Genomic DNA, 20365 nt, shown 5'->3' on the forward strand with positions numbered 1-20365 from the left:
TGGTGACGGCGGCGATCATTCGGCTGTCTCGGCCAAATCGCGCAGGTACTGGAATATTTGACGGTAAGCTTTCGGCGGCTTGTTAGCGGCTTTCTCTTTCTGCGCGTTACGCACCAGTGAACGCAACTGTTGGCGATCGGCCTCTGGATACAGCGCCAGGATAGGTGGGATCGCATCATCGCCTTCTTCTACCAGGCGGTCGCGCAGTACTTCCAGCTTATGGAACAGCGAAACCTGCTGGTTATGGCGGTTCTTCAGCTTGTCGAGCGCGGTCTGGATTGGCTCTACATCGCGGGCACGCAGCATCTTGCCAATCAGTTGCAGCTGACGGCGGCGGCCTTCTTTCTTGATCTTCTGCGCCAGTTCAATCGCCGTGCGTAAATCTTCGTCCAGTGGGATGCGGTCCAGCGCATTTTTACCCAGTTCGACCAGTTCTACACCCAGGTCTTTCAGCGCTTCGGCATCACGTTTAATTTCACTTTTACTGACCCAGATAATCTCGTCATCTTCCTCGTCAATGTTCTCCGGGACATCGTCGAGCCAGTCTTCAGGCTGTTTGTTCATAGTAGGCTCCGTTAAAAAGAGGCTAATCCTAACAGGTTGCCGGCTTTATGCGAAATTCCGCGCGGTTCCTGTTAGACTCAAAAGTATAAATCACATGATTTTTGCGCGTGACTCCACGCGCAACCACGCCGCCACGGCACTTTTCTCAACGATTTTCTGATTAAGTATGGCAGATTGATGAAAGTAGTCACTCAAGTTGCAGAACAGCGCAAGGCGCTGGAACAGGCCGTTTCACAGGCTTTGGAACTGGCACGCGCCGGCTCCGATGCGGCAGAAGTTGCCGTGACCAAATCTACCGGTATCAGCGTCAGCACCCGCTTTGGAGAGGTGGAGAACGTTGAGTTCAACAGCGATGGCGCGTTGGGCATTACCGTTTATCACCAGCAGCGTAAAGGCAGTGCGTCTTCTACCGATCTCAGCCCGGATGCGATTGCCCGTACCGTGCAGGCGGCACTGGATATTGCCCGTTATACCTCGGTAGATCCTAACGCTGGCCCGGCAGAAAAAGACCTGCTGGCGTTTGACGCACCGGATCTGGACCTGTTCCACCCGGAAGAGCTGGACGCCGAGCGCGGTATCGAGCTGGCTGCGCGAGCAGAGCAGGCGTCACTGGCAGCAGACAAACGTATTACCAATACCGAAGGGGGCAGTTTTAACAGCCACTACGGTATCAAGGTCTTCGGCAACAGCCACGGCATGTTGCAAAGTTACTGTTCCAGCCGGCATTCACTGTCGAGCTGCGTGATTGCGGAACACAATGGTGACATGGAGCGTGATTACGCCTACACCATTGGCCGCGCGATGGGCGATCTGGAAAGCCCTGAATGGGTCGGTCAGGAATGTGCCCGCCGTACGCTGTCGCGCTTGGCACCGCGTAAGCTGTCGACCATGACCGCCCCGGTTTTGTTTGCTTCTGAAGTGGCAACAGGGTTGTTCGGGCATTTGGTCGGCGCCATCAGTGGGAGCAGCGTTTACCGTAAATCCACGTATCTGTTGGATTCTCTGGGTAAGCAAATCCTGCCGGACTGGCTGACCATCGAAGAGCACCCACATCTGCTGAAAGGGCTGGCTTCTACGCCGTTCGACAGCGAGGGGGTCCGTACCCAACGCCGCGACATTGTCAAAGATGGCGTGCTGCAAACCTGGCTGATGACCAGCTATTCGGCGCGTAAGCTTGGTATGCACAGCACCGGCCATGCGGGCGGTATCCACAACTGGCGAATCAAGGGGCAGGGCGATGACTTTGCCGGCATGTTGAAGCAGTTGGGGACCGGTCTGGTGGTGACCGAACTGATGGGCCAGGGTGTCAGCGGTATTACCGGCGACTATTCGCGCGGTGCTGCGGGGTTCTGGGTGGAAAACGGCGAGATCCAATATCCGGTCAGCGAGGTCACCATTGCGGGCAACCTGAAGGATATGCTGCGTAACATCGTCAGCGTGGGCAGCGATATCGAAACCCGCAGCAACATCCAGTGCGGTTCCGTGTTGTTGCCGGACATGAAAATCGCCGGTCAGTAATCTCTGCCACGGCTGGCCGCTCCGGTTGCCAGCCGTATCACTCCCCTTTCCCCCTTTTAACCTTGCTTACAAATCTTCTGTTTCAGTTTTCGACTCCCTTGCCTATGGTTAGGCTGGGTCAAATAAAACAATATACCCGCCATACTTGAAGCCGCATCTGTGTTGGCTGCGAGCGCTCACCCCAGTCACTTACTTGAGTAAGTTTCTGAGGATTCACGTTCTTGCCGCCTTGATGCAACTCCAATTATTTTTGGGTACAACTGGAAGGTGAGCAAGCATGTCGAACAAACTGAAAGCGCTTATGGCATTGACGCTGCTGGGTGCCAGTTCACTGGCCGTCGCAGCCGATCTGGCCGACGATATGGATACCATCGCAGGCAATTACAAAACGGTGCTGAGCACCGACTCCCCGGACACCATGAAGCAAAGCTTGCAGAATATGCGTGCTGCTGCAGTGGATGCGAAGCAAAGTAAACCACCTAAACTGGAAGATAAAGCAGCCAATAGCCCGGAAATAAAAGATTTCCATCATGGCCTGGACACGTTGATCGGCCAGATCGATCAATCGCTGGCGCTGGCTAATCAAGGCAAATTGGCTGAAGCCAAGCAAGTCGCTCAGGGCTTCAAGCAAACCCGCGACGCCAATCACAAGAAATTCCGCTAAGCCTTTTCGCGCCGTTCTGACGCCAGATAGCAGGACGGCGCATGTCCCAGTACGCGTCGAAACATCGTTGCAAATGCCGCGCTGCTTTCATAACCCAAGTCCAGAGCGACCTGTGTCACGCTGCTGCCTTCGGTCAGCCTGGCCAATGCCAACACCACGCAGGCTCGCTGGCGCCACTGCGAAAATGACATGCCGGTCTGAGCGCGAAACAGACGGCTGAAGCTGCGGATACTCATGTACAGGCGTGCGGCCCATTCCTGCGGTGAGTCATGGGCGTCAGGTTGTTGCAGGAAACGTTGGCACAGTTCACCCAAGCGTGAGTCCGTGGGCAGCGGGATATGCAACGGTAAGGCCTGCAGATGAGCAAGTTCATGCAATAACAGGCTGACCAGCGCGCCATCCCGGCCTTGTGGATCGTATTCCAGAGGCATATCGACGGCTGCCATCAACAGTTGGCGCATCAGTGGCGTCACGCTAACCACTTGGCAAACCTGTGGTTGATTGGGCAGTAGAGCCGTCGGCTCAATGTATAGGCTCCGCGTAGTGACACCGACCATTCTGACCTCATGCGGCATCTGCGGTGGCAACCATACCGCGCGCTGCGGCGGCACAATCCAATTCCCCTGACGGGTAAACACGTGCATCACACCGGTCGCGCCATACAGGAGTTGGGCGCGACGGTGACAGTGCATGGGCAGCAGATGGCCTGACGGATAATCGGTGCCAATGGCGATCACGGACCTGGACACGTGATCGAGGTCATCTATACGTACGTTGCGCATAAGCCCCATCGTTGAGTATTTTGACCGAAATGCAATGATAGTTGGCCCTTCATATAAAGCAAGCCAATCGCCATCACTTTACTATCAAGGAAGAGAAATAACGCTGCCTTGGCAGTGAGATATTTTTATTGTTGATTGAACCCTCTTATTTTAAACGCCGGGGCAGGGCGAGGTCTCTCGTCTGCACAATACAAGAAGTTAATAAGGAATAAGTTATCTTTTTTATTCCACACCTGAAGCAATAGTTCTTCTTTTAATGCTGTGACTATAAGGTGATATTTCATGTGTAAGATCGGTGTGATTGGTGGTGGGGCGGCTGGCATTTCCTTTGTTTACAACTTTATTAAGAATAAGTCAGTTAATAATTGCAGTAAACATCTTTCTCTGAAGGTTTTTGACAAGCAAGGTTTTAACGGTGGCATGGCTTACAGCAGCGATTTCGATAGCCATATTTTAAATATGACGCCGGAGAACATGTCGGCAGATATTTTTGATCGTGCGCATTTTTCAGATTGGATCACGATGCATTTCCCTCGCTACAGTAAAGACCGTTACCCGCCGCGTTGGCTTTATAAAGAGTATCTCGATTTTATCCGTGACATGTCGGTCTTTATGGCTGCCGACAGTAACGTAACCCTGAATTTCATTACCGCAGAAGTTGAGGAAATAGGCACGCATCCTGCGGGATATTTGCTGACCACGGCGGATGGTGTTGCGGAGCAGATGAATGCGCTGGTGCTGTGCTCAGGGCATAATGAAGCGGAAAGCCTGTATCCCATTGATGGCGTGATTTCTTATCAGGCGAATCGAGATCTTCCCGCTATCAACCCTGTTTCAGCCATCGGCGTGATTGGCTGCAGCCTAACGGCGATCGATGCCATTATTGAACTGATTGAGCGCGTTGGGGCTAGCGATATCTCGGCTTTGTCGCGATCCGGATTGTTTCCCAGTGTTCAACCCGCGCTGATGCGTGCACCGCCGCCAGGATTCAGGCAGCAATTGATCCGTTTTGTCGCCAACAATAACTCTATCGATGCGCATCAGTTAGTTCACATGATTAATGCGGCGCTGGAACAATACTACCCTGGGCCGGAACGGTTGACGGTATTGTCCTCTATGGGGGCTGGCAGAGATTGTTATCGTGACCTGGCCGAAAGCCTGGATCGGGCACGTTTTGCGCGTGAGCATATCTGCAGCTACCTGGCCGCGATCCACCCGGCAGTGTGTGAAGCCTGGGTTAAAATGGATGAAAATAACCGACAAGTATTTATGCGTTTTTATAATTCTTCCTGGATGCGTAATCGGCACGCTATGCCCTTAAAGAATGCCTATAAAATTATTACTGGATTAGAGTGTCAACGCTTACGGGTCTTTGGCGGTGTGGTAAATATCGACAAGGATAATCACGGGTTCAAAGTTTTCTGCCACAATGCAACGGTACATACTCAATATTTACTCAATTGTACTGCCCCTTCATATCAAATGAAGCCAAACCGGTTAAATGACACGCTTCTTCAAGGTGGACTGGTGCAGGAAAATAGATTTGGTGGTGTGAAGTGTAATCCCATCACGTTAAAAGTCCCGGATGAACAGGGCAATGAACAAAACCTGTACTCTCTTGGCGCCCCAGCCAAAGGGGATCTTTTTTATACCTCGGCAATGGAGTCCATTACGCGAGATATCAGCAAAATAGTTTTTAATAACAGCATATTTAATACAAAGAAGGCGACAGTATGAAAAACGTAGCGCTATTTGTTGGCAACGATATTTTTTCTTGGTTGGCATGCCAGGATGTTATTAGCGCCTTAAACAAGGAATGTGCCTTTACGGTTTATTTTCCACTGGTGAAAGCCTCAGGCCGTTCGCAAGAACCGGCAGTGCGGCAGTTGGGTCTCTATGAACGTCAGGTATTGAATGACTTTGTCTTTCCGTTCGTCACTCGACATGCAGATATTTGTCAGGGTGCTTATCAGGCTCCGCAGATTTTCCTGGCCGGAGCAGCAGTCAGGGCCCACCGTATTGCCGACATTAATGATGCAACCTTCATCAGCAGTTTGGGCAATATGGATGCGGTCATTTCGTTACGTTGTTATCAGAAATTCTCTGCAGATTATGTGCGGGCCTTCAGCCAGCGCGGTAAATTGCTGTGGAATCTGCATCCAGGGGATTTGCCACATTATCGCGGTGTCATGACACTGTTCCGCGCGATGGTCAACGGCGAGAAAAATTGTGCATTGACGCTGCATGAAATGGACGAGCAATGGGATGCCGGTCCGGTGATCGCCCGACAGCCGGCTGAGCTGCGCTATGACCTTTCATTTTTGGAAAACATGTTGCTGCTGGGGTGCCGTTCTGGGGCATTTTTGGCGCATCAGTTGATGCAGGCGGGCGAGCGGGAAGCGGTGGCCGTTGAGCTACAGGGCGACTACCGTTACTGGGGATTTCCTGACGCGCCAGCTCTGGCGCAGGCGGAGGCGCTTGGGATTGAACTGATCGACCATGATGCCATTTGCCACCATTACCTGTCGCTGTTTGTGGGCGATGAGTTCCATGAGCTGGCTGGCCAGTTCGCTGCTGGTTTCGACGATTTCATTCGGGCGCATAGCCATGATTGAGATGTTGATCATTCTTGGTGCCGGTTTTATTACCGGCATTACCACCATTTTATTCGGCTTCGGTGGCGGATTCGTCGTGGTGCCTTTTGTGTATCACCTGGTTGCCTCTTCGGGCGAACAGTCGGGTCAGGCGATGCATGTTGCCGTGGCAACCTCAACGGCGGTGATGATCCTGAACGCGGGTTACGCCACCTTCACCAACTGGCGCAGTGGTAATCTGCTGCGTGAAACCATTGTTCCGCTGATTTACTTTATCGCTATTGGTGCTGCATTGGGGGCCTTCGCCTCAAGCCTGTTGGAAGACGGCGTGGTCAGGCTCCTGTTTGTGATTTATATGCTGGTAACGATTGCGGACTGTTTGTTCAGGCAGGGGTTTTTGGTCAAACCGCCCCGAGCAACCTTGTCTAAGGTGACGCTGTTTGTCGGTGGTCCACTCATCGGGGTGATTGCCACTATGCTCGGTGTGGGGGGGAGCGTGCTAACGGTGCCTTTATTACGCCGGCATGGCTACGAGATGAAACATTGCGTCAGCGCGGCCAATCCACTGTCGATCCCGGTCGCCATCATTGGCGCACTGATGTATATCGGTTTGGGCTGGAAGGAAATGGCTGGGCCCCAATATTTGGGCTATGTCAATTTGACCATTCTGGGGTTGCTTGTCGCGGCAGGTATTATGGGAATTGTGTTCGCCAAAAAATGGTTGCCGAAGGTTAATGACAGGCTGCATGCCAGAATTTACGTGCTGTTGTTGATCGTGGTGTTGATCGCCATCAGCCTATAAACGCAGAAAGGGCGGTATCGTCACCGCCCTGATAACCGCTTAGCGGTGGTATTCACCTGCCGCTTCTGGCTGGTACAACAGTTCCAGCACTTCGATTCGTGCTTCTTCGCCATTCGGTAACTGCCAGGTAATCTGGTTGCCGATATGCATACCCAACAGTGCTGCGCCCAAGGGCGCCATCACCGAAAGCTGCTCGTGGCTATCTTTCAGCGACGCCGGGTAAACCAGAGTACGCACATGTTCTTCTGCAGTATGCAGATCGCGGAAACGCACGCGGCTGTTCATGGTCACCACGTTGGCCGGGATCTGGGACGGCGGCAGGATTTCGGCGCGATCCAGTTCGACGTTCAGCGCGGCGGCGACGTCGGTGTTGGCAAAGGCCGGTTGTTCCAATAGCGCATCCAGGCGTTCCGCATCCAGCTCATTAATAGTAATGGTTGGCTTGGTCATTCCACTCTCCAGTCAAATCAAAAGGCGTCGGGTCACGCGCCCATAAATTCGGAAAAACAACACAAAAGCAACACCCCCGCGCCAGAGGAGCGGGGGTGTTGTTGATGTCGAATTGTCTTACCGATAGTAGGCGGTTAAGCGGGGAAAAGAAAGAGATCCCGATCACGAAGCTTTTCACCGCCGCTGGGCTAACTGGAAACAGCTTGTGGCGTTATCTTTTTGTAATTTAATTGAATTATCTAATAAATCCTTATTTTGCGAAATGGATCCCTGATGCTCACTGAATTTCCACTTCCAACTGGAAAAAAACACGCTACACAGAAAATCGTCCCGGGGTTAGGGTAAAGGCATCAGAGAAGGCGGGTTATTCAAGTGATGCGCTGTGAGATTGACAGAATCATGTTGGGATCTAGGGGTACTGAAAAGTGAATGATGGATCTGCTGCGAGAGAAAATAATGAACAGCCTGATGTCAGCATGGCCGGGGCGATAACTGAACAGGTGTTGTCGGATATTACCGCCATGCTGAATGAGGACGGTATTTATACCAATGCGGTACAGCAACAGATGTTGGAGTCGCATATTCGCGCTATGGTGTTGCGTTCAATAACCGGCGAGCCACTACCGGAAGTTGATAAATCACTGTTTGATGAGATCTCAGCGGAGTCAATGCAAATGGCTGAAAGAGTGGTCGATCAGTTTACCACTCTGCCGATCGAAGAAGCTTATTTGCTTTCCGTGCATTTTGAAGTGGCAAAAGATAATAACCAATAGCTATTAGCGAATTACATTAATCAGGAGAAAATACCATGGGTCAAATTACAGTAGTGATCGGCGATCGTTTAGGCAAAGGTCAGAAAGTAGGTCAGGGCATTGAAAACGCAGGCGGAAAAGCCATTGTTATCCCAGGCGTAGCGGCAGACATGAAGCTGGGCGACGTGATGAAAGCAGAAGGCGCACAGCTGGGGATTTCTTTCTGTGGCAGTGGCGGTGCCGGCGCGATTACCGCGCAAACGAAATACGGTTACAAAGCCAAATACGGTATGCGTTCCATTGATGAAGGCGTGACGGCAATCAATGAAGGGTGCACGGTGCTAGGTTTTGGTTTTATGGATAAAGAAGAGCTGGGGCAAAAACTGGTTGAGGCCTACGTTAAAAAACACGGCAATCCGTAATGAAAGAGCAATATACAACGTCGGTGAAGGTAGAGGGTAAAGGCGACAGCAAAGCGAAAGCTTTTGCTTCCGCCTTGGCCAATGTGCAGGGCGCGGTATTAAAATCCACCAGTAATATTCTGCTGCGTATTGAACCGCAGGATGTCAGCGTATTAAAAGCGGAAGAGAAAATAACAAAAGAAAAGTTTCTATTCTTCTTTCTACCGCGCGAAAGAAAGCATTATTCCGTTACTCTGGAAATAACCGTGAACGTGACAATAATCAATACAGAAAAAGTTGTCTTCGTCACGAAATAAAAACGTTAGCATAAATCAAAGGGTATACTGATGTTTTTAATCATCTTATTTAAGTCGCTTATTATCGGCGGACTGGTGGGGGTTGGCGTAGGGGCCGGCGCCGCACGAATGTTCCATGCACCAACAACACAGGGCATGGGCGCTTTCCGTACTCTGGGCGAGCTGAACTCGTGTGAGGGTGACCCAGCTTCCCATTTCTCATTCGGTCTGGGCTTCTTCTTCAACGCCTGGGCGTCTTCTGTGGCGGCGGGGGCCTTCACGCAGGACGTTGACCACCGCATTATCCCGCACTGGGGGGCTGCTGCGCTGATGGTCAAGAACCGTAATCTGGCGCAAACGCTGCACGATCCGAAAAAAATGGCTATCGCCTGCGGCATTATCGGCATGCTGGTGGTGGCATTCCTCAATACCACGGCCTCTGCAGTGCCTGCTGCACTGCAGGTCACGGCGATTAAAGTGTTGGTGCCGGCCGCTAACCTGTTGGTGAATACCGTGATGCCGGTGATCTTCTGGCTGGCGGCGATCGACGCTGGGCGTCGCTCAGGTTTCTGGGGCACCATCTTTGGTGGTCTGGCGCAGTTGATCATGGGTAACGCCGTACCGGGTCTGGTGCTGGGTATCCTGATCGGTAAAGGCGTCGAAGAAAGCGGCTGGAACAAAATCACCAAGATCATGATGGCGGTAATTGTGCTGTTGTTCGTGCTTAGCGGCTTCTTCCGCGGCTTCGACATGAAAGTCCTCGAGTCCTTCAGCCTTGGTGTACCGGGCTGGCTTGACGCCATTCACAATACCCTGAGCGGTAAATAAGGAGCTGGAAAATGGAAGAACAAACCCAAAAAGGCTTCTGGTATGCCGACTGGTCATTCCCGATTTTTGTTGGCCTGCTCTCTTCCGGCGTGTTCGCCGGGACGCACATGTACTACCTGTATGGCATAGGCGCATTTAACGAAGTCGCCTTCGTTTCCATGCTGCGTGCCGGCATGGATACCGGTGTTTATGGTGCTGTAGCGGCATTCGGTGCCAGCTTCCTGTTTGCGCGCATCATCGAAGGCTCGCTGGTGGGGATCCTGGACATCGGTGGTGCGATCCAGACCGGTGTCGGGTTGGGGGTTCCGGCGCTGTTACTTGGGGCGGGGATCATCTTCCCGGTTGCCAACTTTGCTGCGTCGCTGATAACCGGTTTGGTGATTGGTTTGGCAATTGGCTACCTGATCATCCTGGCGCGTAAATTTACCATCAACCAGAGCAACTCCACCTACGGGGCAGATGTGATGATGGGGGCCGGTAACTCCTCTGGGCGTTTCCTGGGGCCATTGATCATCCTGTCTGCAATGACGGCCTCCATTCCTATTGGCATAGGTTCACTGCTAGGCGCACTGTTGTTCTATATCTGGAACAAGCCAATCACCGGCGGGGCGATCCTCGGCGCGATGTTGTTAGGGGCGATTTTCCCGGTCGCCATCGCTTGATCACCCGTGTGATTGTCGGGGAGCGGCACACCGCTCCCCTGCTTGAAAAGGAGTAATACAGTATGTATGACTTAGTCATCAGACGTGCCAGACTGGCGGATGACCAGCTGGTCGATATAGCAGTTCAGGGCGGCAAGATTGCCGAGGTTGGACAGTTAGCCGACGACGTCCGTGGCCATCAGCAACTGGATCTGGCGGGCAACTGTCGCTTGAGCGCCGGCTGGATCGACTCTCATGTCCATTGTTACCCTTCTTCTCCGATCTACCATGACGAACCGGATCTGGTTGGCACAGCCTGCGGCGTCACGACAGTGATTGATGCCGGTAGTACCGGTACCGATGATGTCGAGGCGTTCTATGCGCTGACGCGCAATGCTAAAACCAATGTTTTCGCCTTTCTGAATATTTCACGCATCGGCTTGTTACGGCAAAACGAACTGGCCGATTTGGCCGACATCGATAAGCAAAAAGTCAGCCAGGCGATCGGTAAGCACCCGGGTTTTATCATCGGCATAAAGGCGCGCATGAGCAGCAGCGTCGTCGGTCAAAATGGCACGCGGCCATTGGTGCTTGCCAAAGAGATCCAACAGGAAAATAACCAATTACCGTTGATGGTACATATCGGTAATAACCCGCCGGATCTGGATGAAATAGCCGATTTGTTGACGCGTGGAGACATTATCACCCACTGCTACAACGGCAAGCCGAACCGTATTCTGACGCCTGCAGGTACGTTGCGTGAGTCCATTCAGCGCGCGTTGAAACGTGGCGTGTTGCTCGACGTCGGCCACGGTACGGCCAGCTTTAGCTTTGATGTGGCGAGGCAGGCGATTGCGCTTGGCATTTTGCCGCACACCATCAGCTCCGATATCTACTGCCGCAACCGTATGGCTGGCCCGGTACATAGCCTGGCGATGGTGATGTCCAAATTCTTCAGCGTCGGGCTGTCCCTACCGCAGGTGATCGCCTGCGTTACGGAAAATGCCGCCTCGGCGCTGCATCTGGCCCACAAAGGGCGGCTGGAGCCGGGCTATGACGCTGATTTCACCCTGTTTGAACTCCGCCAAGAGCCACAGGTGTTTGCCGATTCAGACGGGCAATCGGCCACGGGCCAACAATTGCTGGTTCCGCTGGCCGCGGTGGTGGCCGGGGAAATCCTATTAACCGATGAAGGGAAAGCCGCTCATGTCTTCAATCTATGAAAAATATAATTTAAAACAGGTAATTAATACTTCCGGCCGCATGACTATGCTCGGTGTGTCCACGCCGCGCCAGGATGTCGTTGACGCCGTTGACTATGGCCTGAATCACTATTTCGAAATCAAGGATCTGGTCGACAAGACCGGTGCTTACATCGCCAACCTGCTGAATGTTGACGCCGCGGTGATCGTTTCCTGCGCTTCCGCGGGCATCGCCCAGTCGGTGGCGGCGCTGATCGTCAAAGACAATGCCAACCTGCTGGTGAACCTGCACTCAGCACCTATTACCGTCCCACGTGAGGTCGTGCTGCCGCGCGGCCATAACGTTAACTTTGGTGCGCCCGTCGACACCATGGTGGCGCTGGGCGGCGGTAAAGTCGTGGAGGCGGGCTACGCCAATGAATGCTCTGCTGAGCAGCTTGAAGCCTGCATCACGCCGCAAACCGCGGCCATTCTCTACATCAAATCACATCACTGTGTGCAGAAAAGCATTCTTTCCGTTGAGCAGGCGGTTGTGGTGGCACGCAAACATAACCTGCCGCTTATCGTTGATGCCGCAGCGGAAGAAGATCTGCTGTGTTACTCCCAAATGGGAGCCGATCTGGTGATTTACAGCGGCGCCAAAGCCATCGAAGGCCCAACCAGCGGTCTGGTGATCGGTAAGAAACAGTACGTTGAATGGGTGAAGCTGCAATCCGGCGGCATCGGCCGAGCGATGAAGGTCGGCAAAGAGGGCATTCTCGGTCTGACTCAGGCGATAGAAAGCTACCTGACGCTGGAGAAAACTACCGGTCAGCAAATGGTCGAAAGAATGACGCCGTTTATCGACAGCCTGAACACCCTGAGCGGTATCAGTGCCAAAACCGTTTGGGACAGCGCCGGTCGCGATATCGCACGGGCGGAAATCACCTTTGATGAAGCTGTGCTCGGGCGTTCGACCTACGACATCGTACAGGCGCTGAAAACTGGCGATATCGCTATCTACTTCCGTGGCTATAAGGCAAACGAAGGCAAGATTGAAGTGGATGTGCGCAGCGTTGACCAGCAACAACTGATGACCGTCTTCACCTGTATTAAAAATCTGTTTACGGAGAAACAAGCATGAAGCTGCAACCTAACTACTATCGTGACCGTGTGTGCCTAAACGTATTGGCCGGCTCGAAAGACAATGCGCAGGACATTTATGCGGCGGCGGAAGGGCATGTACTGGTGGGCGTTCTGTCCAAGAATTATCCGGACGTCGATAGCGCGGTTGCTGACATGCAGCGTTATGCGCGATTGATCGAGAATGCGCTGTCGGTGGGGCTGGGCGCGGGCGATCCGAAACAATCGACGATGGTGAGTTTGATCTCTCAACGGGTGCAGCCGCAGCACGTAAACCAGGTGTTTACCGGTGTCGGTGCCAGCCGCGCATTGTTGGGGCAACACGACAGCGTGGTGAACGGTCTGGTGTCACCGACCGGCCGCGTCGGCTGGGTGAAGATCTCCACCGGTCCACTGAGTGCGTCTGCGCCGGACGGTATTGTACCGGTGGAAACCGCGATTGCCCTGTTAAAAGACATGGGTGGCAGTTCGATCAAGTATTTCCCGATGGGCGGGCTGGCATGCAAAGAAGAATATCAGTATGTGGCCCAGGCCTGTGCTGAACATGACTTTATGCTGGAGCCGACTGGCGGTATCGATCTGGAAAACTTCGAGCCGATCGTCGAGATCGCACTGGCTGCCGGCGTGAAACGTGTGATACCGCATATCTACAGCTCAATCATTGATGCGGCCACCGGCAACACGCGCCCGCAGGACGTTAAAACCTTGCTGGCGATGACCAAAAAACTGGTGGGTTAATCACGTACCCAAATTACGTGGAGCGGCAGCCAACAACGCTGCAGCTTCACGTAAGCAGGGCATATCGGATGACGTAAGGCAGGGAGGCGACAGGTTCTGTATCCACAGGCGCGGTCACACCGCGCCGCTATCTCTCATAAGGATAACTATGCGAAACTGGCAGTCTCCACCCCTACGCACCGCGTTAACCTTGGCGCTACTGGCGATGGCCAGCCCGGTGCTGCACGCTGAGGATGCAATGAAATCCACGTCATCTCATTTTGCTTATATCGGTACTTACAATCCCAATGGTGAAGGTGTTTATCGGGTGCAGGTTGATCCGGCCAGCGGCGCGCTGAGCGCCAGGACATTGGTCAGCAGCCAGGCGAACCCGGCACAGCTCGCCGTGGATGCCAAAGGGCAGACGCTGTATGTTGCCAGCGAAGTGGTAGACTTTAACGGCACTAAGCATGGCGGCATTATTGCTTACCGTATCAACCCAACTGACGGTAGCCTGACTCAGCTCAATCAGGTTGACTCACAGGGGGCAGGGCCCGTTTACCTTTCTCCTACGCCAAACGGTCGCCATCTGCTGGTGGCGAACTACGTCAGTGGTACCGTGGCGGTATTCCCGATTCAGAGTGATGGCAAGCTCGGCAACGCCAGCTCAGTGCAGCAACAGCAAGGGCCGGCAGGCGCCGGCAAGCCAGAAGCGGCGGTGGAAGGTAGCTTCGCCATCAGCGATCACAATGGTCCGCATGCGCATATGATCGCCAGCGATCCTGGCGGTAAATATGTGTTTTCAACCGATCTGGGGCTGGATCGTATCTATCAATGGCGCTTTGATGATGCCAGCGGTCAACTGACGCCAAACGATCCGCCGTGGATCACGGCATCTTCTGCCGGCGCAGGTCCACGTCACTTTGTGTTTCACCCGAACGGCAAAACGTTGCTGTTGGTGAACGAAGAAGCCTCGACGCTGACCAGCTACCGTTTTGATAACCAAAAAGGTACTCTGAAACAGCAGCATGTTGTGTCTTCGCTGCCCGCTGATTATAAGGGCACCAACTTTGCCGCAGGCCTGGTCCTGAGCGAGGACGGTAAACATCTTTATGTTGCTAACCGGCTGCACAACAGCATTGGGCAATTCAGCGTTGGGCCTGATGGCGAGCTGCACTCGGTGGCTGAGATCTGGACGCGCGGTGATTACCCACGGTCACTGACGCTGAGCCCGGACGGGCACTATCTGTATGCGATGAACCAGCGCAGCGATAATGTCACCCGATTCAGCGTGGATAAGGCCAGTGGCAAACTCAGCTTTGCTGAAGGCTACACGCCGGTAGGCAGCCCATCGCAAATGGTGTTTTTGCCGCTCGCGAAGTAACCCGCTGCCCGTCTGACTCCCCAGGCGGGCACCTTACATTGACGGAAAGAGAATGGTGCGATTTCCCTACCCGCGTTTAGCCTATCTGTTTGATGCTTTACAGTCTGAGACTTTGCCACAGGATGAGCTGGCGAAGCGTTTCGCCGTGTCTACCCGAACCGTACGTGCTGATATCACCGCACTGAACGATATTCTGGAAAAATACGGGGCCCACTTTGTACATAGCCGTGGTGCGGGCTACCACTTACAGGTTGATGACGCTGCGCTGTTCAGCGCCTTGCAGCATCAAGAACGCAAAAAGCACGCGACGCCGCGTAGTGCACAGGAACGCGTGCACTATCTGCTGATTCGTTTTTTGACCTCAGCTTTTTCTCTAAAGCTTGAAGATTTAGCCGATGAATGGTTTGTCAGCCGCGGTACGCTGCAAAACGACATGGCTGAGGTGAGAGAGCGCTTGGCGCACTACCAGTTAACCATCGAAACCAAACCGCGTTACGGTATGAAGCTGTTTGGCTCTGAGATGGCGATCCGTGCTTGTCTGACCGATCTTTTATTCCAACTGCATCTGGCCGACGCGGAGAACCCGCTACTCAACAATGAGATCCTGCTGCAACCACAGGTGTCTACTTTCGCCGGGCTGCTGCATCCGCTGTTGTCGCAATACGCCATTCGTTTGACCGATGAGGGCGAGCAGTACCTTATCTTCTACTGTGCGGTGGCGTTGCGGCGCATTACCGACGGCTATCCGTTACCGGACTTTGACGTTGAGGATGGCGATGACGCGGTACGCAAGGTCTCTACCTGGTTGGCAGGGGAGCTGCGCAAAGCCAGCGGGAAAGACGTGTCGATGGCGGAAGAGGCTTACCTGCGGGTGAATATTGCTGCGCGGCGGGTGCAAGAGGTGCAGCCGACCGAGATCAACGCAGACGATGAAGAAGCGCTGGTGGATTACATTCTGTCCTACATCAACGCGCACTATAACTACAATCTGCAGGGTGATAAACAGCTGCGAGCCGATCTGCTCACCCATATCAAAACCATGATCACTCGGGTGAAGTACCAGATTAATATCCCCAATCCACTGTTGGCGAATATCAAGCAGCATTACCCGATGGCCTATGATGTGACGCTGGCGGCAGTGTCTAGCTGGGGGAAATACACGCCTTATACCCTGAGTGAGAACGAAATTGGGTATCTGGTACTGCACATTGGTGTTGGGCTGGAACGGCATTACAACATCGGCTATGAGCGGCACCCGCAGGTGATGTTGGTCTGTGATACCGGCAACTCGACGGTGCGGATGATCCAGGCACAGATTGCGCGTAAGTACCCACAACTGGTCATGACGAAGATCGTTTCGCTACGTGATTACGAGGTGCTCAACCATATTGACGAAGATTTTGTTATTTCCAACGCGCGGGTCAGCGAAAAGAACAAGCCTGTGGTTGTGATGTCACCGTTCCCGACTGAATATCAGCTAGAGCAGCTTGGCAAGCTGGTTCTGGTGGATCGCACCAAACCCTACATGCTGGAGAAGTTCTTCGATGCCGACCACTTTATGGTGGTCAACGAACCGCTGACCCAGGCGCAATTGTTCCAGCAAGTCTGTAGTCAGCTTGAACGTGAAGGCTATGTTGGCGATGATTTTTATCCGTCGGTAGTTGAGCGCGAAGCCATTGTTTCCACGATGTTGGGTGAGGGTATCGCACTGCCACACTCACTCGGGTTACTGGCGAAAAAAACCGTGGTGGTGACGCTGCTGGCACCACAGGGCATCGTCTGGGGCGAAGGTGAGATCGCTCACGTGATCTTCCTGCTGGCAATCAGTAAAAGCGATTACGAAGAAGCGATGGCGATCTATGATCTGTTCGTCACCTTCGTGCGTGAACGATCGATGAGTCGCCTGCTGGGCAGTGACAATTTTGATAGCTTTAAGGCGGTGGCGCTGGACTGTTTGAGCCGGATCTAGCTGCAGGAATGAGGTGTTGTAAAATCGGTGCGCATCATGCAGCGCACCTTACTCTTTAATCTTCGTCAAAACCGGAATTAATCAACTCAATCACGGCGGCCAACGCTTTTACTTCATCCGGACCTGTGGCTTCCACTTCGATATGGCGCCCCTGTGCGGAGTCCAGCATCAGCAGCGCAATCACGCTGCTGGCCTCGGCTTCTGTGCCGCTGTCGTTACGCAGCATCACTTCGGCGTCAAAACTCTGCACCAGCTCGAACAGCTTCATCGCTGGGCGTGCATGCATACCAAGTTTGTTTTTGATTTCAACCGTTTGCTTGACCGTCATTGTTTGCGTTTTTCCAACGTACGATGGCGTGATTGCACGTTCTTGCCGCGCGAACGGAAGTAGTCGGCCAATTGTTCCGCCACGTACACTGAACGGTGTTTACCGCCGGTACAGCCAATGGCCACTGTCAGGTAGCTGCGGTTGTTGGTTTCCAGCATCGGCAGCCACTGTTCCAGATAACTGCGCGTCTGGTAGATGAAGTTGTGCACTTCAGTGTGGCGATCGAGGAATGAGGCAACGGGTTTATCCAAACCGGTCATTGGGCGCAGTTTTGGATCCCAGTGTGGGTTCGGCAGGAAGCGTACGTCGAACACGTAATCGGCATCGATCGGGATACCGTGTTTAAAGCCGAAGGATTCAAACACCATGGTTAGCTCACGCTCGCGTTTGCCCAACAGGCGGGTACGCAGCATTTCGGCCAGCTCATGCACTGACATTTCTGACGTGTCGATGATCAGGTCGGCTCTGGAACGCAGGGGTTCGAGCAGATCACTCTCTTCATCGATAGCGCTTTCCAGTGACAGGTTCTTGCTAGAGAGCGGATGCAGACGGCGTGTATCACTGTAGCGGCGAATCAGCGTATTGCGATCGGCGTCGAGGAACAGCAACTGCGGCGAGAAGCTGTCAGGCAGCTGAGTCATCGCATATTCAAACACTTCCGGCGATTCCGGCATGTTACGTACGTCGATGCTTACCGCTGCGGAGCTGTTGCGTTCCGCCAACGTATTGGCAAGCTGCGGTAGCAGTACCACGGGCAGGTTATCAACGCAGTAAAAACCCATGTCTTCCAACGCCCGCAAGGCGACGGATTTCCCTGAACCGGAACGGCCGCTGACAATCATCAGCACCATGTGGAAACTCCCCTGGCATCTCAGTGGCGTCTATCGCCACCTTTAGAAACTTTATTATTCCGGCCTGAACCGGAATCCATCATGGCTAAACAGTATCGTTATCCGGGCTGGAAGTCACGCCAGCCGGGCGTTACTCGGTGATGATTTGGTAAAGCTCTTCGTCACTTTGCGCGGCACGCAGGCGACGGCATACGGTTTTGTCGGCCAGGCGCTTGGCGACCAGGGACAGGGTATGCAAATGGGTTTTACATTGATCTGCCGGTACCAGTAAGGCGAATAGCAGATCGACCGGCTGGTTATCAATGGCATCAAAGGCGATAGGTTGGTCGAGACGGATAAACACGCCAACAGCCCGCAATGTGTCCTCTTCCAGTTTGCCATGGGGAATGGCGATACCGTTGCCGATACCGGTGCTGCCCATACGCTCGCGGGTGAGAACCGCGTCAAACACCACCTGTGGTGACAGGTTTAGCTGCTTGGCGGCCAGTTCGCTGATAATTTCCAAAGCGCGTTTCTTGCTAGTGCAATGGACGGCGCTTCTGGTGCACTCGATGTTTAGGACCGAGCTTAATTGCATTGTTTCGTTGTTCATCTCATCTTCACTTAAAACCACACCAGCAAGCAGGCTTGTGAGGTGATTTTTCGCCTGTTGGCTTATCGGCGCGGTACCCATAGACAAACAGGTAACGCGCCGATGGCCGAATCTACGTTTGAGCCGAATCCGCGGACGGAAACGGCCCAGAATGTCAGTGTTGCTTCAGTTTGTCTTTATGTTTGTTCAATTGACGTGCCAGTTTGTCGATCAGGGTATCAATTGCAGCATACATGTTCTCGTCTTCCGAGGTGGCGTGCAACTCGCCTCCATTCACGTGCACCGTTGCTTCCGCAATCTGTTGCACTTTTTCCACACTAAGAACGACATACACCTGATTTATGCGGTCAAAATACTGTTCGAGTTTAGCGAACTTGGTGTTCACGAACTCACGCAATGGTTCGGTGATTTCGATGTGGTGTCCGGTAATGTTGAGCTGCATAGTGTCTTCCTTCTCAATAGAGGTCAAACCAACTGTTTACGCTGGTTGGACGGCGGGATGGACAAAGACTCTCGGTACTTGGCGACGGTACGCCGCGCCACGATGATCCCCTGATCGGAGAGCAGGGTAGCCAGCTTGCTGTCGCTGAGCGGTTTGGCGGGGTTTTCCGCCGCGATCATTTTCTTCACGACTGCCCGGATCGCCGTAGAGGAAGCCTCGCCTCCGCTGTCGGTATTCACATGGCTTGAGAAGAAATATTTCAATTCGAAAATGCCGCGCGGACTGTGCAAAAACTTTTGCGTAGTCACGCGTGAGATTGTCGATTCATGCATCTCCACGGCCTGAGCGATGTCCGCCAGTACCATGGGTTTCATAAATTCTGCACCTTGCTCAAAGAAGGCCTGTTGCTGCTCGACAATGCAGCGTGAGACTTTCAGTAAAGTGTCGTTCCTGCTTTCCAGACTTTTGATCAGCCATTTGGCTTCCTGCAGATTACTGCGGATGTACTGTCCGTCGCTGTCGTTACGCGCGCTGTTGCCCATGGCGGCGTATTGCTGGTTGATCTTCAGCCGTGGAATGCTGTCACTGTTGAGCTCAACCGTCCAAACATCTTGCACTTTGCGTACCAGCACGTCTGGGATCACGTACTCAGACTCGCCGGTATTGATCGACTGGCCCGGACGCGGATCGAGTGACTGAATCAGCTGCATCGCTTCTTTCAGTGTATCTTCTTTTGAGCGCGTTGTTCGCATTAGGCTGCGAAAGTCGTGGTTGGCCAGCAAGTCCAGGTGTTCACTGATGATCAGGCGTGCTTCAGCCAGATAGGGCGTGTCTTCGGCATACTGGGAAAGCTGAACCAACAGGCAATCACGCAGATCGCGCGCGGCAACGCCAACCGGATCAAAACGCTGTACGCGTTTCAATACGGCTTCGACTTCGTCCATTGTCACATTTTCGTCACCGATACTCTCCAGAATGTCTTCCAGCGGCACGGTGAGATAACCGGTGTCGTCGACAGCGTCAACGATTGAGGTGGCGATGGCGGCATCCGTATCGGAAAACGGTGTGAGATCCACCTGCCACATCAGATAGTCCTGCAGGGTCTGGGTGGTTTCACCTTGATAAACCGGGAGTTCATCATCGCTGTAATCAGTACGGGTACCGGAGGGGGTACCCGCCGTATAGATTTCATCCCAGGTAGCGTCCAACGGCAGCTCTTCCGGCATGTCTTTCTGTTCTAGCGCTTCGCGGGTGTCCAAACCTTCGGTTTCGAGGGTTTCTTTGGTTTCGATTTCTTCGTGCAGGTCAGTCTGTTCAAGCAATGGGTTGCTCTCTAACGCCAGCTGTATCTCCTGCTGGAGTTCAAGCGTGGACAACTGCAACAGGCGGATAGCCTGCTGGAGTTGGGGGGTCATAGCCAATTGTTGGCTAAACCTGAGTTGCAAACCTTGCTTCATAATCTTCTG

General features: G+C 53.3%; 23 protein-coding genes. 15 read left to right on the forward strand and 8 right to left on the reverse strand.

The genetic code is table 11. The annotated features are described in order from the left end of the window. Window positions 1-15: 15 nt before the first annotated feature. Window positions 16-564, reverse strand: a complete 549-nt coding sequence (yjgA, locus tag JOE25_RS16895; protein WP_209637109.1) for a ribosome biogenesis factor YjgA — start codon at window positions 562-564, stop codon at window positions 16-18. Between the two features lie 177 nt (window positions 565-741). Between yjgA and pmbA the strand changes: the two genes are divergently transcribed. Together pmbA and cybC are read left to right on the forward strand one after the other, a co-directional pair. Then, a complete protein-coding gene (gene pmbA, locus JOE25_RS16900; protein WP_209637111.1) occupies window positions 742-2082 on the forward strand; it encodes a metalloprotease PmbA in 1341 nt (446 codons plus the stop codon). A 277-nt stretch (window positions 2083-2359) separates the two neighbouring features. Next, entirely contained in the window at window positions 2360-2746 is a 387-nt protein-coding gene (cybC, locus tag JOE25_RS16905; protein WP_209637113.1) for a cytochrome b562, read from the forward strand. Here the strand turns inward: cybC and JOE25_RS16910 are convergent. Further along, window positions 2743-3528, reverse strand: a complete 786-nt coding sequence (locus JOE25_RS16910; RefSeq protein ID WP_209637115.1) for a helix-turn-helix transcriptional regulator — start codon at window positions 3526-3528, stop codon at window positions 2743-2745. The genes cybC and JOE25_RS16910 overlap by 4 nt on opposite strands. Window positions 3529-3810: 282 nt before the next feature. On the opposite strand from JOE25_RS16910, the gene JOE25_RS16915 reads away from it, so the two are divergent. Genes JOE25_RS16915 through JOE25_RS16925 form a run of 3 tightly spaced genes read left to right on the forward strand, consistent with a single transcriptional unit; the run spans window position 3811 to window position 6924 of the window. Further along, window positions 3811-5265, forward strand: coding sequence for an FAD/NAD(P)-binding protein (locus tag JOE25_RS16915; RefSeq protein WP_209637117.1), 1455 nt, complete (start codon window positions 3811-3813; stop codon window positions 5263-5265). Next, window positions 5262-6143 carry a formyltransferase family protein gene (locus JOE25_RS16920; protein ID WP_209637119.1) on the forward strand — a complete coding sequence of 294 codons (882 nt, stop codon included), beginning with the start codon at window positions 5262-5264 and terminating at the stop codon, window positions 6141-6143. The genes JOE25_RS16915 and JOE25_RS16920 overlap by 4 nt, the downstream gene beginning before the upstream one ends. Next, the gene (locus tag JOE25_RS16925; RefSeq protein ID WP_209637121.1) at window positions 6136-6924 is read left to right on the forward strand and encodes a sulfite exporter TauE/SafE family protein; all 789 of its coding nucleotides are present in this window, start codon (window positions 6136-6138) and stop codon (window positions 6922-6924) included. Before JOE25_RS16920 ends, JOE25_RS16925 begins: the two co-directional genes overlap by 8 nt. Before the next feature lie 39 nt (window positions 6925-6963). Here JOE25_RS16925 and rnk read toward each other — a convergent pair whose 3' ends face one another. After that, complete coding sequence (gene rnk, locus JOE25_RS16930) at window positions 6964-7374, reverse strand: nucleoside diphosphate kinase regulator (RefSeq protein WP_209637123.1); 411 nt, start codon at window positions 7372-7374, stop codon at window positions 6964-6966. A gap of 425 nt (window positions 7375-7799) precedes the next feature. On the opposite strand from rnk, the gene JOE25_RS16935 reads away from it, so the two are divergent. The 10 genes from JOE25_RS16935 to JOE25_RS16980 all read left to right on the forward strand — a co-directional run bounded on the left by JOE25_RS16935 (window position 7800) and on the right by JOE25_RS16980 (window position 16686). Beyond that, window positions 7800-8147, forward strand: coding sequence for a glycine dehydrogenase (locus JOE25_RS16935; protein ID WP_314590645.1), 348 nt, complete (start codon window positions 7800-7802; stop codon window positions 8145-8147). Window positions 8148-8182: 35 nt separating this feature from the next. Continuing rightward, window positions 8183-8548, forward strand: a complete 366-nt coding sequence (locus tag JOE25_RS16940; RefSeq protein WP_209637125.1) for an SFCGS family glycine-rich protein — start codon at window positions 8183-8185, stop codon at window positions 8546-8548. Beyond that, window positions 8548-8844: a DUF4312 family protein gene (locus JOE25_RS16945; protein WP_209637127.1), complete on the forward strand. Its 297-nt coding sequence runs from the start codon at window positions 8548-8550 to the stop codon at window positions 8842-8844. The genes JOE25_RS16940 and JOE25_RS16945 overlap by 1 nt, the downstream gene beginning before the upstream one ends. A 30-nt stretch (window positions 8845-8874) precedes the next feature. Further along, window positions 8875-9651 (forward strand): DUF4311 domain-containing protein, encoded by a 777-nt coding sequence (locus tag JOE25_RS16950; RefSeq protein WP_012147073.1) that lies wholly within the window; start codon window positions 8875-8877, stop codon window positions 9649-9651. Between the two features lie 11 nt (window positions 9652-9662). Further along, window positions 9663-10313 carry a DUF4310 family protein gene (locus JOE25_RS16955; protein WP_037416299.1) on the forward strand — a complete coding sequence of 217 codons (651 nt, stop codon included), beginning with the start codon at window positions 9663-9665 and terminating at the stop codon, window positions 10311-10313. A 62-nt stretch (window positions 10314-10375) separates the two neighbouring features. Then, complete coding sequence (locus tag JOE25_RS16960; protein ID WP_209637129.1) at window positions 10376-11515, forward strand: amidohydrolase/deacetylase family metallohydrolase; 1140 nt, start codon at window positions 10376-10378, stop codon at window positions 11513-11515. Further along, complete coding sequence (locus JOE25_RS16965) at window positions 11499-12617, forward strand: DgaE family pyridoxal phosphate-dependent ammonia lyase (RefSeq protein WP_209637132.1); 1119 nt, start codon at window positions 11499-11501, stop codon at window positions 12615-12617. Before JOE25_RS16960 ends, JOE25_RS16965 begins: the two co-directional genes overlap by 17 nt. Beyond that, window positions 12614-13354 (forward strand): KDGP aldolase family protein, encoded by a 741-nt coding sequence (locus JOE25_RS16970; protein ID WP_209637135.1) that lies wholly within the window; start codon window positions 12614-12616, stop codon window positions 13352-13354. Before JOE25_RS16965 ends, JOE25_RS16970 begins: the two co-directional genes overlap by 4 nt. A 148-nt stretch (window positions 13355-13502) precedes the next feature. After that, entirely contained in the window at window positions 13503-14717 is a 1215-nt protein-coding gene (locus JOE25_RS16975) for a lactonase family protein (RefSeq protein ID WP_209637137.1), read from the forward strand. A 52-nt stretch (window positions 14718-14769) separates the two neighbouring features. After that, window positions 14770-16686: a PRD domain-containing protein gene (locus JOE25_RS16980; protein WP_209637139.1), complete on the forward strand. Its 1917-nt coding sequence runs from the start codon at window positions 14770-14772 to the stop codon at window positions 16684-16686. Between the two features lie 55 nt (window positions 16687-16741). Here the strand turns inward: JOE25_RS16980 and npr are convergent, their stop codons facing one another. The 5 genes from npr to rpoN all read right to left on the reverse strand — a co-directional run bounded on the left by npr (window position 16742) and on the right by rpoN (window position 20356). Further along, window positions 16742-17014 carry a PTS phosphocarrier protein NPr gene (gene npr, locus JOE25_RS16985; protein ID WP_020831874.1) on the reverse strand — a complete coding sequence of 91 codons (273 nt, stop codon included), beginning with the start codon at window positions 17012-17014 and terminating at the stop codon, window positions 16742-16744. Further along, complete coding sequence (rapZ, locus tag JOE25_RS16990) at window positions 17011-17865, reverse strand: RNase adapter RapZ (protein WP_012147065.1); 855 nt, start codon at window positions 17863-17865, stop codon at window positions 17011-17013. The genes npr and rapZ overlap by 4 nt, the downstream gene beginning before the upstream one ends. A 130-nt stretch (window positions 17866-17995) precedes the next feature. Next, window positions 17996-18457: a PTS IIA-like nitrogen regulatory protein PtsN gene (gene ptsN / locus JOE25_RS16995; protein WP_172479792.1), complete on the reverse strand. Its 462-nt coding sequence runs from the start codon at window positions 18455-18457 to the stop codon at window positions 17996-17998. 154 nt (window positions 18458-18611) lie between these two features. Beyond that, window positions 18612-18899 carry a ribosome hibernation promoting factor gene (gene hpf / locus JOE25_RS17000; RefSeq protein ID WP_004948547.1) on the reverse strand — a complete coding sequence of 96 codons (288 nt, stop codon included), beginning with the start codon at window positions 18897-18899 and terminating at the stop codon, window positions 18612-18614. A 23-nt stretch (window positions 18900-18922) separates the two neighbouring features. Next, window positions 18923-20356, reverse strand: a complete 1434-nt coding sequence (gene rpoN, locus JOE25_RS17005) for an RNA polymerase factor sigma-54 (protein ID WP_209637141.1) — start codon at window positions 20354-20356, stop codon at window positions 18923-18925. Window positions 20357-20365: the final 9 nt, after the last annotated feature.

The sequence above is a fragment of the Serratia sp. PL17 genome (assembly GCF_017832355.1).
In the GTDB taxonomy this organism is placed as follows: Bacteria; Pseudomonadota; Gammaproteobacteria; order Enterobacterales; family Enterobacteriaceae; genus Serratia.

Coding starts and splice junctions, on each gene's coding strand:
- JOE25_RS16965 (WP_209637132.1), top strand. CDS start 11,499: ATGTCTTCAATCTATGAAAAATATAATTTAAAACAGGTAATTAATACT.
- rpoN (WP_209637141.1), bottom strand. CDS start 20,356: ATGAAGCAAGGTTTGCAACTCAGGTTTAGCCAACAATTGGCTATGACC.
- ptsN (WP_172479792.1), bottom strand. CDS start 18,457: ATGAACAACGAAACAATGCAATTAAGCTCGGTCCTAAACATCGAGTGC.
- JOE25_RS16980 (WP_209637139.1), top strand. CDS start 14,770: ATGGTGCGATTTCCCTACCCGCGTTTAGCCTATCTGTTTGATGCTTTA.
- JOE25_RS16960 (WP_209637129.1), top strand. CDS start 10,376: ATGTATGACTTAGTCATCAGACGTGCCAGACTGGCGGATGACCAGCTG.
- rnk (WP_209637123.1), bottom strand. CDS start 7,374: ATGACCAAGCCAACCATTACTATTAATGAGCTGGATGCGGAACGCCTG.
- JOE25_RS16950 (WP_012147073.1), top strand. CDS start 8,875: ATGTTTTTAATCATCTTATTTAAGTCGCTTATTATCGGCGGACTGGTG.
- JOE25_RS16940 (WP_209637125.1), top strand. CDS start 8,183: ATGGGTCAAATTACAGTAGTGATCGGCGATCGTTTAGGCAAAGGTCAG.
- JOE25_RS16955 (WP_037416299.1), top strand. CDS start 9,663: ATGGAAGAACAAACCCAAAAAGGCTTCTGGTATGCCGACTGGTCATTC.
- pmbA (WP_209637111.1), top strand. CDS start 742: ATGAAAGTAGTCACTCAAGTTGCAGAACAGCGCAAGGCGCTGGAACAG.
- npr (WP_020831874.1), bottom strand. CDS start 17,014: ATGACGGTCAAGCAAACGGTTGAAATCAAAAACAAACTTGGTATGCAT.
- JOE25_RS16910 (WP_209637115.1), bottom strand. CDS start 3,528: ATGCGCAACGTACGTATAGATGACCTCGATCACGTGTCCAGGTCCGTG.
- JOE25_RS16915 (WP_209637117.1), top strand. CDS start 3,811: ATGTGTAAGATCGGTGTGATTGGTGGTGGGGCGGCTGGCATTTCCTTT.
- JOE25_RS16925 (WP_209637121.1), top strand. CDS start 6,136: ATGATTGAGATGTTGATCATTCTTGGTGCCGGTTTTATTACCGGCATT.
- JOE25_RS16970 (WP_209637135.1), top strand. CDS start 12,614: ATGAAGCTGCAACCTAACTACTATCGTGACCGTGTGTGCCTAAACGTA.
- JOE25_RS16945 (WP_209637127.1), top strand. CDS start 8,548: ATGAAAGAGCAATATACAACGTCGGTGAAGGTAGAGGGTAAAGGCGAC.
- hpf (WP_004948547.1), bottom strand. CDS start 18,899: ATGCAGCTCAACATTACCGGACACCACATCGAAATCACCGAACCATTG.
- yjgA (WP_209637109.1), bottom strand. CDS start 564: ATGAACAAACAGCCTGAAGACTGGCTCGACGATGTCCCGGAGAACATT.
- rapZ (WP_012147065.1), bottom strand. CDS start 17,865: ATGGTGCTGATGATTGTCAGCGGCCGTTCCGGTTCAGGGAAATCCGTC.
- cybC (WP_209637113.1), top strand. CDS start 2,360: ATGTCGAACAAACTGAAAGCGCTTATGGCATTGACGCTGCTGGGTGCC.
- JOE25_RS16920 (WP_209637119.1), top strand. CDS start 5,262: ATGAAAAACGTAGCGCTATTTGTTGGCAACGATATTTTTTCTTGGTTG.
- JOE25_RS16975 (WP_209637137.1), top strand. CDS start 13,503: ATGCGAAACTGGCAGTCTCCACCCCTACGCACCGCGTTAACCTTGGCG.